Below are 13,679 nucleotides of genomic sequence, written 5' to 3'. Positions count from 1 at the left end.
AACTCCTAAAACTTTTTCATAATAATCTCCCTATAAAATAAAGTCGCCCAATCAGGTGGCTTATTTTTTGTTACTTACAAGTAATGATAGTAACTTAGCAATAGAAGAAAATAGGGAAGTATGGTATAATAAAACAATAGATTTTTGAATAGGAATAAGATCATGTTTGGATTTTTTAAGAAAGATAAAGCTGCAGAAGTAGAGGTTCCAATACAGGTTCCTAATCATATTGGCATCATCATGGATGGGAATGGTCGCTGGGCTAAGAGACGCATGCAACCACGGGTCTTCGGACATAAGGCAGGGATGGACTCCCTTCAAAAGGTGACCAAGGCAGCCAATAAACTGGGAGTCAAGGTCATTACAGTTTATGCCTTTTCTACGGAAAATTGGACTCGTCCAGATCAGGAAGTCAAGTTTATCATGAACTTACCAGTCGAGTTTTATGATAACTATGTTCCTGAATTGCATGCAAATAATGTTAAAATTCAAATGATTGGGGAGACGGACCGTCTGCCTAGGTCGACTTTTGAAGCTTTGACAAGAGCAGAGGAATTGACTAAGAACAATACGGGTTTGATTCTTAATTTTGCCCTTAACTATGGTGGACGTGCTGAGATTACGCAGGCTGTTAAGCTGATTTCTCAGGATGTTTTAGATGCGAAAATCAATCCAGGCGATATCACAGAGGAATTGATTGGCAACTATCTCTTCACCCAACATTTGCCTAAGGATGTGCGAGATCCGGACTTGATTATTCGTACCAGTGGAGAATTACGCTTGAGTAATTTCCTTCCATGGCAGGGAGCGTATAGTGAGCTCTATTTTACGGATACCTTGTGGCCTGATTTTGACGAGGAAGCCTTACAGGAAGCAATTCTTGCCTATAATCGTCGTCATCGCCGATTTGGAGGAGTTTAGGAGAAAATATGACCAAGGATTTACAAGAGAGAACACTGTTTGCTGGACTGGCTCTAGTTATTTTCCTTCCCGTCTTGTTTGTTGGCGGGCTCTTGTTACAGATAGGAATTGGCTTGATAGCTATGCTGGCTGTTCATGAGCTCCTGCACATGAAGGGACTAAAGACCATGACCATTGAGGGCACCTTGACCCTCCTTGCAACCTTTGCACTTACAATCCCCTTAGAAAATTACCTAACTTTTTTGCCGGCTGATGGCAATGTAGTTGCCTACAGTGTTTTGATTACAATTATGTTAGGGACAACCGTTTTCAGTAAAAGCTATACGATTGAAGATGCTGCCTTTCCGATTGCTGTGAGTTTCTATGTTGGTTTTGGTTTCAATGCCTTGCTAGATGCTCGTATAGCTGGATTTGATAAGGTTCTTCTGGCTCTCTTTATCGTTTGGGCGACAGATAGCGCAGCTTATCTGACGGGTGTGAATTTTGGTAAGCATAAGTTAGCCCCTAGAGTTTCTCCTAATAAGAGCATTGAGGGCTTTGTTGGGGGTGTTCTAGGTGCGGTACTGATAACAGTGCTCTTCATGCTAGTAGACAGTACAGTTGCTCTTCCCTATGGAATTTATAGGATGAGTCTTTTTGCCACCTTCTTCAGTGTGGCAGGCCAGTTTGGTGACTTGATTGAGAGTGCCATGAAACGCCATTTCGGTGTCAAGGATTCTGGAAAATTTATCCCTGGACATGGCGGTGTATTGGATCGCTTTGACAGCATGTTGGTTGTGTTTCCAATGATGCACTTATTTTGCCTGTTTTAAAGAAAGGAAGATTGAATGATTGGATTGCTAACCTTTATCCTCGTTTTTGGGATTATAGTGGTGGTACATGAGTTTGGACATTTTTACTTTGCCAAGAAATCAGGCATTCTAGTTCGTGAATTTGCCATTGGTATGGGACCCAAGATTTTTTCCCATATCGGCAAGGATGGCACTGCTTATACCATTCGAATCCTTCCTCTAGGAGGCTATGTTCGTATGGCTGGCTGGGGTGATGATGCGACAGAAATCAAGACAGGAACTCCAGTCAGTTTAACACTTGCTGATGATGGTAAGGTCAAACGGATTAACTTCTCAGGGAAGAAGTTGGGTCAAACGGCTCTTCCTATGCAGGTAACTCAGTTTGACTTTGAAGACAAGCTCTTTATCAAGGGTTTGGTCCTGGAAGAAGAAAAGACTTTTACAGTGGATCATGATGCAACGGTTGTTGAAGAAGACGGAACCGAAGTGCGCATCGCTCCTCTGGATGTACAGTATCAAAATGCTTCTATCTGGGGCAAGCTCATCACCAACTTTGCGGGTCCTATGAATAACTTTATCTTAGGTGTTGTTGCTTTTTGGCTCTTAATCTTTTTGCAGGGCGGTGTTAGAGATACTCAGACCAATCTCTTTCATGTCATGCCAGAGGGAGCTTTGGCGAAGGTAGGTGTAGCTGAGACAGCTCAAATTACTAAGGTCGGCTCGCATGAAGTTAAGAATTGGCAAGACTTGACCCAGGCTGTGGAAGCAGATACCAAGGACAAGACAGCCCCGACCTTGGATGTGACCATTTCTGAAAATGGTAGCGAAAAACAAGTAACTGTGACTCCGGAAGAGAATCAAGGACGTTATATTCTTGGGGTTCAACCGGGAGTCAAGTCAGACTTTCTATCCATGTTTGTTGGTGGCTTTACAACCGCTGCTGACTCAGGGCTCCGTATACTTTCGGCTCTGAAAAACTTGATTTTCCATCCAGATTTGAACAAACTCGGTGGTCCCGTTGCCATCTTTAAGGCAAGTAGCGATGCTGCTAAAAATGGAATTGAAAATGTCCTCTACTTCCTAGCTATGATTTCCATCAATATCGGGATTTTTAATTTGATTCCTATCCCGGCTTTGGATGGTGGAAAGATTGTGCTCAATATCCTAGAGGCTATCCGCCGGAAACCCCTTAAACAAGAAATTGAAACCTATGTCACCATGGCTGGTGTAGTTATCATGGTTGTCTTGATGCTAGCTGTGACCTGGAATGACATTATGCGACTCTTCTTTTAGATAATCGAGGAATATTATGAAACAAAGTAAAATGCTAATTCCAACGCTTCGCGAAATGCCAAGCGATGCTCAAGTTATCAGCCATGCTCTTATGTTGCGAGCTGGTTATGTTCGCCAAGTCTCAGCAGGTGTTTATTCTTACTTACCACTTGCCAACCGTGTGATTGAAAAAGCCAAAAACATCATGCGCCAAGAATTTGATAAGATTGGTGCAGTTGAGATGTTGACTCCTGCTCTTCTCAGTGCCGATCTTTGGCGTGAATCAGGTCGTTATGAAACTTATGGTGAAGACCTCTATAAATTGAAAAACCGTGAAAAGTCAGACTTTATTCTAGGACCGACACACGAAGAGACTTTTACAGCTATTGTTCATGACTCTGTCAAGTCTTACAAGCAATTGCCACTCAACCTTTACCAAATTCAACCTAAGTACCGTGATGAAAAACGTCCACGTAACGGACTTCTCCGTACGCGTGAGTTTATCATGAAAGATGCTTATAGCTTCCACGCTAACTATGATAGCTTGGACAGTGTTTACGATGAGTATAAGGCTACTTATGAGCGTATTTTCACTCGTAGTGGCTTAGACTTCAAGGCTATCATTGGTGATGGTGGAGCCATGGGTGGTAAGGACAGCCAAGAATTTATGGCTATTACACCTGCTCGTACAGACCTTGACCGCTGGGTTGTCTTGGACAAGTCAGTTGCCTCATTTGACGAAATTCCTGCAGAAGTACAAGAAGAAATCAAGGCAGAATTGCTCAAATGGATGGTCTCTGGTGAAGACACCATTGCCTACTCAAGTGAGTCTAGCTACGCGGCTAACTTGGAAATGGCAACAAACGAGTACAAACCAAGCAACCGTGTTGTCGCTGAAGAAGAAGTGACTCGTGTTGCAACGCCAGATGTTAAATCCATCGATGAAGTGGCGACCTTCCTCAACATTCCAGAAGAACAAACAATCAAGACCCTCTTCTACATGGCAGATGGTGAGCTTGTTGCAGCCCTTCTAGTTGGAAATGACCAACTCAACGAAGTCAAGTTGAAAAACTACTTGGGAGCAGATTTCTTTGACGTTGCAAGCGAAGAAGAAGTGGCAAGTGTTGTTCAAGCAGGTTTTGGTTCACTTGGACCAGTTGCTTTACCAGAGAATATTAAAATCATCGCAGACCGTAAGGTGCAAGATGTTCACAATGCTGTTGTAGGGGCTAACGAAGATGGCTACCACTTGACTGGTGTGAATCCAGGTCGTGATTTTACTGCAGAATATGTGGATATCCGTGAAGTTCGTGAGGGTGAAATTTCACCAGACGGACAAGGTGTCCTAAACTTCGCGCGTGGTATCGAAATTGGTCATATCTTCAAACTCGGGAGTCGCTATTCAGCAAGTATGGGTGCAGATGTCTTGGATGAAAATGGCCGTGCTGTGCCAATTATCATGGGATGTTACGGTATCGGTGTTAGCCGTCTCCTTTCAGCCGTTATAGAGCAACACGCTCGCCTCTTTGTTAACAAAACACCAAAAGGTGAATACCATTATGCTTGGGGAATCAACTTCCCTAAAGAATTGGCCCCATTTGATGTGCACTTGATCACTGTCAATGTCAAGGACGAAGAAGCGCAAGCTTTGACAGAAAAGCTTGAAGCAAGCTTGATGGGAGCTGGTTACGAAGTCTTGACGGATGACCGTAACGAACGTGTCGGAGTCAAATTCAGTGATAGCGACTTGATTGGGTTGCCAATCCGTATCACTGTTGGTAAAAAAGCAGCCGATGGCATCGTAGAAGTTAAGATTAAAGCGACTGGTGATACCATCGAAGTTCATGCAGATAACTTGCTCGAAACGCTTGAAATTCTCAGCAAGAAATAAAAACTATAATCAGAAGAAAAACAAGGAAAAAATGCAACTAGTTTTTACCTTGTTTTTTCTGTATAATGGGAAAAATGAGTAGATAAAGAGGTAAATGTATGTTAAAATTTCCAAAGGATTTTGTCTGGGGATCCTCTACTTCTGGACCACAGACAGAAGGACGTATAGCTGGTGACGGTAAGGGAGATAATCTCTGGGATTACTGGTACCAAGTGGAGCCAAATCGTTACTATAATGGGATTGGTCCAGATAAGACATCGACCTTTTATGAAAATTGGGAAAAGGATATTGAGCTTTTGGTAGAGACTGGTCACACTGCCTTCCGAACTTCTATCCAGTGGTCTCGCATTTTCCTACAAGACCGTGGAGAGGTCAATCCACAAGGGGTGGCTTTTTATCGTCAGGGCTTTGAAACCATTAAGGCCAAGGGAATTCGTCTTTTAGTCAATCTCTACCACTTTGACTTGCCTTTTGCCCTTCAAGAAGATGGGGATGGATGGGAAAATAAGGCAACCGTCAGAGCCTATGAAGACTATGCTCGTTTTTGTTTTGAGACTTATGGAGATTTAGTGGATTAATGGATTACCTTTAACGAGCCCATTGTTCCTGTGGAATTTGGCTATTTTTACGATGCCCATTATCCACATAAGGTGGATGCGGAGGCAGCGGTTAAAGTAGCCTATCACACACAATTAGCCAGTAGTAGAGCGGTCAAGGACTGTCATGAACTCTTGCCTGGCTCTAAGATTGGGATTGTCTTAAACTTGACACCAGCCTATCCACGTAGTCAGCATCCTGCGGATGTCAAGGTTGCTCGGATTGCGGATCTCTTCCAAGCTCAATCTTTCTTAGATCCGTCTGTCTTGGGAGCTTATCCACGGGAGTTGGTAGAAATCTTACATGAATACGGTCTCTTGCCTGATGCTACAGAGGAGGAGTTGGATCTCATTCGTGACAATACGGTAGACTTCCTTGGTGTCAACTACTATCAACCTTTGCGTGTTATGGCTCCTCGATTTGCTAAGCATCCAGAGAGTCCACTCTTACCAGAACATTTTTATGAGCCTTATGTGATGCCTGGACGTAAAATTAATCCTCACCGTGGCTGGGAGATTTATGAGCAAGGGATTTATGACATCGCCCAAAATATCAAGGGAAATTATGGCAATATTGAGTGGATGTTGACAGAGAATGGTATGGGTGTTGAAGGGGAAGAAAAATTCCGTGAGAATGGAATGATTCAAGATGATTACCGTATTAACTTTGTAAAAGGTCATCTTCGCGAACTTCACCGTGCCATTGAAGATGGAGCCAACTGTAAAGGATACTTAATCTGGACCTTTATTGACTGTTGGCCATGGCTCAACAGCTATAAAAATCGCTACGGTTTGGTCGAACTAGACTTGGAAACGCAAGAACGTCGTCTGAAAAAATCAGGGTACTGGTTCAAGGAATTGAGCGACAATAATGGATTTTAAAAGGACTCTGACTGATTATCCTAATTGGTCAGAGTTTTTTGGTTACAGGAGCTTAATTTGAACTATACCAATTTTTACTCTTGACAAGCGAAAGAAACAAGTATATACTGTTTTTGCTGATTCTATAAAAGAGGAATTAGACTATACCAATTTTAAGGAGAAAGCACAGCTTGCCTGTGTCGTATATACTATGTGTGGAATTGTTGGTGTTGTTGGAAACACAAATGCAACTGATATTTTGATTCAGGGGCTTGAAAAGCTCGAATACCGTGGTTATGATTCTGCGGGGATTTTTGTCCTAGGTGGTGCTGAAAACCATCTGGTCAAGGCGGTTGGTCGTATTGCAGAATTGTCTGCCAAGACAGCTGGTGTGGAGGGAACAACTGGTATCGGACATACTCGTTGGGCAACTCACGGGAAACCAACTGAGGACAATGCTCACCCACATCGCTCTGAGACAGAACGTTTTGTCTTGGTGCACAATGGAGTGATTGAGAACTACCTTGAAATCAAGGAAGAATACCTTGCAGGTCACCACTTCAAGGGGCAAACAGACACAGAAATCGCTGTTCACTTGATTGGGAAATTTGCAGAAGAAGATGGTCTCTCAGTTCTTGAAGCCTTCAAAAAAGCCCTTCATATCATCCGTGGTTCTTATGCCTTTGCCTTGGTTGACTCACAAGATCCTGAAGTCATCTACGTGGCTAAGAATAAATCACCACTTTTGATTGGTCTTGGACAAGACTATAACATGGTCTGCTCAGATGCCATGGCTATGATTCGTGAAACCAACCAGTACATGGAAATTCATGACCAAGAGTTGGTAATCGTCAAGGCTGATAGTGTCGAAGTGCAAGACTATGATGGCAATAGTCGTGAACGTGCTAGCTATACTGCTGAGCTAGACTTGTCAGATATCGGTAAGGGAACTTACCCTTACTACATGCTCAAGGAAATCGATGAGCAACCAACGGTTATGCGTAAACTCATCCAAGCCTACACAGATGAGGCTGGTCAAGTTGTCGTAGAACCAGCTATCATCAAGGCTGTTCAAGAGGCAGACCGCATTTACATCCTTGCAGCTGGGACATCTTACCACGCAGGATTTGCTTCTAAGAAGATGCTGGAAGAGTTGACAGATACGCCAGTTGAACTTGGAATCTCCTCTGAGTGGGGTTATGGTATGCCACTTCTCAGCAAGAAACCGCTCTTCATCTTTATCAGTCAGTCTGGTGAAACAGCTGACAGCCGTCAAGTTTTGGTTAAAGCTAATGAAATGGGCATTCCAAGCTTGACAGTGACAAACGTGCCAGGTTCAACTCTTTCTCGTGAAGCCAACCATACCATGTTGCTTCATGCAGGACCTGAAATTGCTGTAGCTTCAACCAAGGCATATACTGCGCAAATCGCAGCCCTTGCCTTTCTTGCAAAAGCGGTTGGTGAAGCAAATGGGAATGAAAAAGCCAAAGCTTTTGACCTAGTTCACGAATTGTCAATCGTAGCTCAGTCTATTGAATCAACTCTTTCTGAGAAAGAAACCATTGATGCCAAGGTTCGAGAGCTTCTTGAAACCACTCGCAACGCTTTTTACATTGGACGTGGTCAAGACTACTATGTAGCCATGGAGGCGAGTCTTAAGCTCAAAGAGATTTCTTACATCCAGTGTGAGGGCTTTGCGGCAGGAGAGCTCAAGCATGGAACCATTGCCTTGATTGAAGATGGGACACCTGTTTTGACCCTCTTGTCAGACCCAGTTCTTGCCAACCACACTCGTGGAAATATCCAAGAAGTGGCAGCCCGTGGTGCCAAGGTTCTCACTATCGCAGAAGAAAATGTTGCTAAAGACACAGACGATATCGTCCTTACGACCGTCCACCCTTACCTTTCACCAATCTCCATGGTCGTACCAACGCAACTAGTCGCTTACTTTGCAACCCTTCACCGTGGCCTCGATGTGGACAAACCACGTAACCTTGCTAAGTCAGTAACAGTAGAATAAACAAAGAAAGTCTAGTTCATCTAGACTTTTTTGCTCTGTCTTGGTATCCTTGAGTAAGGAGGCACTGTATTAATGACTAAGTTATTTATCCTGAAAAGAAAACAAGTATTATTGCTATGCTAGGCTGGATCAGTCCCAAACTCAGAGGGAATCAAAAGAACAGAAAGAACGATTTTTGATAGTGCAGATAAAACTTCTATTCAAATGAAAGACTATGATGGCTACAAACCGATTAATGGGGACTATAGTTTTGGTACAAGAGATAGAGCATACTATCTAGTGGAATATATACTAGTTTATACCAAGTACAAGATAAAATAGCAAAAAAGGCGATTATCCAAGCGGAAATCGTCTTTTTGGTACTTAGAATAAGTCCAGCCTAATATTTCCACCAAAATGTGGTTTTTCAAGAGCTATCTGTGCTAATTGATTGAGTGTTTGCTTACTATTTTCTTGATTATAGAATTTAAGCCCTTTGATGATAACTCCATCAACTTCATCCTCGAAAACCAAATCTTCTTGATGGTTGTTGATGTATGAAAGAAGTTCCTCCTTCCATCTATCTTTTTCTGCCAATTGTTCACCTTTGGGTTCAATGAAGATTTGAAGATAGTAATCCTTATTTTGAAGAAGTAGGATAAAGTCTGGTTGAAATCCTGAAAAATTGATTTCCCGTGGATTCTCTTCAAATTGGTGCAGTTTCAATTGTTCAACTTTATCTGTCCCCTTTAGCATGTTTTCGTCCATTCGAATGAGGAAAATATCACCGTATTGTTCTCTTAGTTCATCAATATGATTGGCGATAGCATTAACTAAATTTTCTTCATTTCTATTGATTATAGCAGATTGGTAAGCAAAAAAGTCAAATTTTTCAAAACTAATATTAGCTACTTTTTGTTCGATGAAGGAGCCACTCTGTTTAGCTGTATCATAATTAGGTATTCGTTTGCGATAATCAACGAGATATTCTGTAATTGGATATCCGATAAAGCGGTTCGTACCCCTTGCTTTGCGATAACCTGCCTTTATTTGGGCAGCCAGTAGGTTAAAAAAGTTATCAACAATTTTCAGCTTTTCCATAGCGGAAAAATCTTCTACAATGGTTTCTTTTTCCGTTGTGACAGAGAGTGTAAGATTTTGCAAATCTAGCCAATTTTCACCCCAAAACTCATCCATAGACTTGAGATTTGGAAGATATCTTTTCAGATTTTCAAATCGGAAAAAGTTAGAGCGGCTAATTGATTTTTTAAAATAACGAATATCAACTCCCCTCAATTGGGACGTTTTTAACTCTATTGCTTCAGCTGAAAGGTAAGCTGTTTCATAGGTGGATTTAAAATAGGTTACATTGGCTAGCTTAGAAATTTCAATACCATATGCACGTAAATTCACATAGTGACTGTCAGGAATTTCCTCAGTTTCGTTATAGTAAAGCTTACCTGTTTTAAAGATTTGGGTCTTCTTGAAAGAGGGTCTCAGTTTGATTTCAATCGGAGGATTTTTTTCATCCGTCCCAGTCGCAAGATTCATCTTGTCAAGTGATGCCATCAAATTCTTGATGTATTGCTGTTCATTAAGGGTATGGTAGTGTAGTGTTTCCAACAAAAGACTTGCTGTTTCATCTGATTCATCAAATCGTCTTTGATAAGAAATCTTTTGATTTAAGGGGAAAGGATTGTATCGTGCCCCACGTCCGATCAACTGAGCCTCAGAATTGGTTGATTTAGCATCTCTTTTATCATTCATTTTTCCCAAGTTGCTAATACGAACGATATCGTAAAGATTGAGGACATCCCAACCTTCTGTTAATTTTGCTACGGCAAAGACTACACGGTACAGATTATTGGGCGATTCAAGCGAATTGAGGGCTTGATACTGTCCTGTTTCTAGCAACCCTTTTGAGCCACTATCTGAATCATTTGCATTTAGAATTCTAGCTGGTGAAAAACTACGCTTAATTTCTCGAACAATAGTTGAAAGCTCATCCTTCTCGAGATAATACTGATAAGCTAGCTGTAGGGTATGGCTTTGCTCTTCTGATACACTTCTCAGTTGCGAAATAAGGAACGATCTTAAACTTTCCACAGTCAGACTATCAATCATCTCATTGAATAGCTTATTTGCTTCATAGGAAGCATCAATTTTATGTGATTTGAAAAGAATGACTGGTTTTATCTCAATCCCAAATTTTTCTAGAGCAAATTTGCGGCGATATTCACTCAGAAGAACGGTACTAAGCATATTATCTTCATTGGAATTCCCCGTCTGAATGCGTCTTACATTTTTTGAATATCGCTCTTTGATGTATGAATCCAAGGTATAACGGTAAATAATCTTATCTCGATATTTTTGATAAATGGTCTCATCGTCAAAATCAAGTGTTGCGGTAAATTCTAGCAAGAGATTATCAGCATGTGCGTGAAGAAGAGAAAGTAGGCTTTTTTCCCATGAGACTTTTTCCAATTCTGCTTTATTTTTCTTTTTCGTAGAAGCAGAATAGTGATGGGCTTCATCCGCCAGAATAACCATTTTTGTCTTCTGGTAATCTGTTAATGACATGATATTTTCTGCCTGTGTGAAGAGGTCATTTGTTAATGTTTGAATTGAAACAAACTTAATATTAATTACATTTTTATTAGGAAAATCTGGAAATCTTCCTGAAATCTGGTTGATAAAGATATGTTCCCCATCAATTTCTAAGTTGGAATTGAAAAGAAACTTAGTAGATTGAGCACTCGTTAGATTATCAATGGTCTTACTCAGAACACCATTTGTATTCACTGTAAACAGAAAATTTTGATACCCTTTTTCTTTATAGAGATAGAGGATTAAGCCAGCCATCAAATCAGTCTTTCCCGAACCAGTTGCCATATTGAACATCAGCTGTCTTGGCTTTCGAAACTTGAAAGTATCTGATGCTTGAGTGTAATGAAAATAGCGAATAGCTTCACTCTGATAAGAACGTGGTTCATGCTTGAGATTTTCTACAATATACTGTGGTAATTCCCAACCATGCTGTTCGTTCAAAATATCCATATCCAGCTGTTTCAATTCATCGAAGAGTTCAAAGATCGGTTCTTTTTTCTTTGCTTTTCTAACCATCATTTCTCCCCATAAAAACTCTTATTGAAATCATAATCTGATTGGGATAATTGCGATTTAATGGTTTCATCATCAATTTCAGAGTAGTTGTGATAGAGCTGGTTTTTGTCAATAATCTTCACAAGAATTTTTTTCTGCATTTCAAATTCTTCATCCCAGATAGATTGGTCAACTTCTTGTAAATCCACTCTGAAATCAAAATCAAGTGTTGCTTTCATGTCATCAAAAATAGCCTTTAATTCATCAGAATGTTTAGAGTTAAGAACAGCATCAATAAAGGTTGCATTTTTGTCCATTAATTCAGCATAAATGAATGAACCACCGCCAGACCAGTTGACTGTTTTAGAAATTCCACTACTCTCACCTTGAATAACTCTTTCCAATCTAGCAATACTATCATTTTCCCCATAATCCAACTGTTCAAAGCCTATATACTGTCTATTTAATTTATGAGCCACCGCTGCAGTTGTTCCTGAACCAAGATGATAATCAAGAACTAAATCCCCCCTGTCTGTGGCTAATTCGATAATTCGACGAATTAATTTTTCTGGTTTTTTCCCGCCCTTCAAGGTGACTCCGCCTTCTTTAGCAATTCCTTCATAAGGAGTATCCATCCAAATATTTGACAGTTGGATACTAGGAATACGTTCTCCATCAATCTCTCTTATTTTTTTAGAATAGAAGGTTAGTTCTTGACCATTTTTTACATAAACATCATAATTATTTTCCCTAGATTGGAAAAAAATTGTTTCTGTGGCGTATTTAGACTTGTTTCTCAAATCAACCAAAACGCTACTTGCATTGTCATTAATTGAAGTCTCACGGTAAATAGACTCCGCATTTTTTAAAGCAAAATCTGCTACTAAATTATCAAAAATTACTCCTCCAAGATTTTGCTTCGCTTCTTTTTTATTTTTAAATCCTTGTTTCTTGGCAACATATTCGCCAATGTTTTCAATTTCCCAATTTGAATAGTCTTCATTTTTATTGAGAATGTAAAATTTATAATTTGGATCATAGTCAGAACGCACATACTGAGTGTTATACTTCCATTTTGTCTTATCTTTCGCAAAAGAAAGAATATACTCTGCTGTTTCGAATACACCTGGGTTAACACTAGCAAATCCTGAAGGAGACTTTGTTTTTAAGGTGATCTTATTAATAAAATTCTCTTTCTTGAAAATTTCTTTTAACAAAACATGAAGTTCTCCAACGCCATCGTCACTTATCTGAACAAAAATAGCCCCATCATCAGACAATAAATCTTTGGCAATTTCCAATCGATTTTTCATAAAAGTCAGCCAAGTAGATAATTTAAAGTTGGAATTATATGGAAACGTATCTTCTTTCTTTTTTTTAGTAAAATAATACGGTGGATCGATATAAATCAATTTCACCTTCCCTGCAAATCGTTTTTTCAAACTGTGGAGTGCTAATAGATTGTTTCCCTTGATAATCAGGTTATCCGTATCCTTGATTTCTGATACAGGAGAAGAGCCATTTTTGTCATATTTCTTAGCATTTTTAAAAATCTTTTCGTCAAGGAGGACATCAATCTCCTCTCTAGCAACTATCTCATTTAAAAAGGATTCTTCAGCATCTTCCCTCGATACATCATCTTTAGTCATACCAGCTTTTAAGATACCATCTTTGTAGGGGAAATTTAGGACAACATCTGTCACTTCATCCAAATAACGATTATTCGTGGATAGTCCAATTTTGTTAGTGTAACGTGTGTAAGAGTTTGACCAATATTCATCAACTTCAAGCATTTGAATGATATCATTGATTTTCAAAATTGTCGCACCAGCAATATCCTCGGTAAATGCTTCATTTAGAATTGCATTTGTCAAAATATTTTTAACCAACTCGGGTTTATAATTATCTAAATCTACTATAATAGCATCTTTTTTTAGCAGTCCCTCAGCTACATACTGTTCATCAAAGCTTTCTACCACCTCTCGTAGGGCTTGTTGAATCGTTGTTTCGAATGCCTGACTCATACAAGTCCCTCACTTTCATACACAACAGAAAAGACCTTCTCACAAAAATGTGAAAAAGTCTGTTTTAGGGCTTGACAAAAAATACGCTTGATTACATAATCAGCGTGAGCTGTGAGCTGTGAGCTGTGAGCTGTGAGCTGTGAGCTGTGAGCTGTGAGCTGTGAGCTGTGAGCTGTGAGCTGTGAGCTGTGAGCTGTGAGCTGTGAGCTGTGAGCTGTGAGC

Annotated in this window: 7 protein-coding genes and 1 pseudogene; 6 read left to right on the top strand and 2 right to left on the bottom strand. The window is 40.3% G+C overall.

The window, feature by feature from the left end:
• Positions 1 to 162 precede the first annotated feature (162 nt).
• From OVN21_RS07955 to glmS, 6 genes and pseudogenes are all read left to right on the top strand, one after another.
• Positions 163 to 921 (top strand): isoprenyl transferase, encoded by a 759-nt coding sequence (locus OVN21_RS07955; protein WP_267248008.1) that lies wholly within the window; start codon positions 163 to 165, stop codon positions 919 to 921.
• 8 nt (positions 922 to 929) lie between these two features.
• Positions 930 to 1,733, top strand: coding sequence for a phosphatidate cytidylyltransferase (locus tag OVN21_RS07950; protein ID WP_267248007.1), 804 nt, complete (start codon positions 930 to 932; stop codon positions 1,731 to 1,733).
• A 15-nt stretch (positions 1,734 to 1,748) separates the two neighbouring features.
• Positions 1,749 to 3,005, top strand: coding sequence for an RIP metalloprotease RseP (gene rseP / locus OVN21_RS07945; protein ID WP_267248006.1), 1,257 nt, complete (start codon positions 1,749 to 1,751; stop codon positions 3,003 to 3,005).
• Positions 3,006 to 3,021: 16 nt separating this feature from the next.
• Complete coding sequence (locus OVN21_RS07940; RefSeq protein WP_267248005.1) at positions 3,022 to 4,875, top strand: proline--tRNA ligase; 1,854 nt, start codon at positions 3,022 to 3,024, stop codon at positions 4,873 to 4,875.
• Between the two features lie 98 nt (positions 4,876 to 4,973).
• Positions 4,974 to 6,353: pseudogene (locus tag OVN21_RS07935) on the top strand (glycoside hydrolase family 1 protein).
• Between the two features lie 190 nt (positions 6,354 to 6,543).
• Positions 6,544 to 8,352: a glutamine--fructose-6-phosphate transaminase (isomerizing) gene (glmS, locus tag OVN21_RS07930; RefSeq protein ID WP_267248004.1), complete on the top strand. Its 1,809-nt coding sequence runs from the start codon at positions 6,544 to 6,546 to the stop codon at positions 8,350 to 8,352.
• Between the two features lie 363 nt (positions 8,353 to 8,715).
• Here glmS and OVN21_RS07925 read toward each other — a convergent pair whose 3' ends face one another.
• Both OVN21_RS07925 and OVN21_RS07920 read right to left on the bottom strand, forming a co-directional pair.
• Entirely contained in the window at positions 8,716 to 11,454 is a 2,739-nt protein-coding gene (locus OVN21_RS07925; RefSeq protein WP_267248003.1) for a DEAD/DEAH box helicase family protein, read from the bottom strand.
• The gene (locus OVN21_RS07920; RefSeq protein ID WP_267248002.1) at positions 11,454 to 13,457 is read right to left on the bottom strand and encodes a site-specific DNA-methyltransferase; all 2,004 of its coding nucleotides are present in this window, start codon (positions 13,455 to 13,457) and stop codon (positions 11,454 to 11,456) included. The genes OVN21_RS07925 and OVN21_RS07920 overlap by 1 nt, the downstream gene beginning before the upstream one ends.
• Positions 13,458 to 13,679: the final 222 nt, after the last annotated feature.

It is taken from the genome of Streptococcus sp. Marseille-Q5986 (genome assembly GCF_946902915.1).
In the GTDB taxonomy this organism is placed as follows: domain Bacteria; phylum Bacillota; class Bacilli; order Lactobacillales; family Streptococcaceae; genus Streptococcus.
The sequence above is the reverse complement of the archived record's forward strand: the minus strand, read 5'-3'. Positions and strand labels throughout refer to the sequence as shown.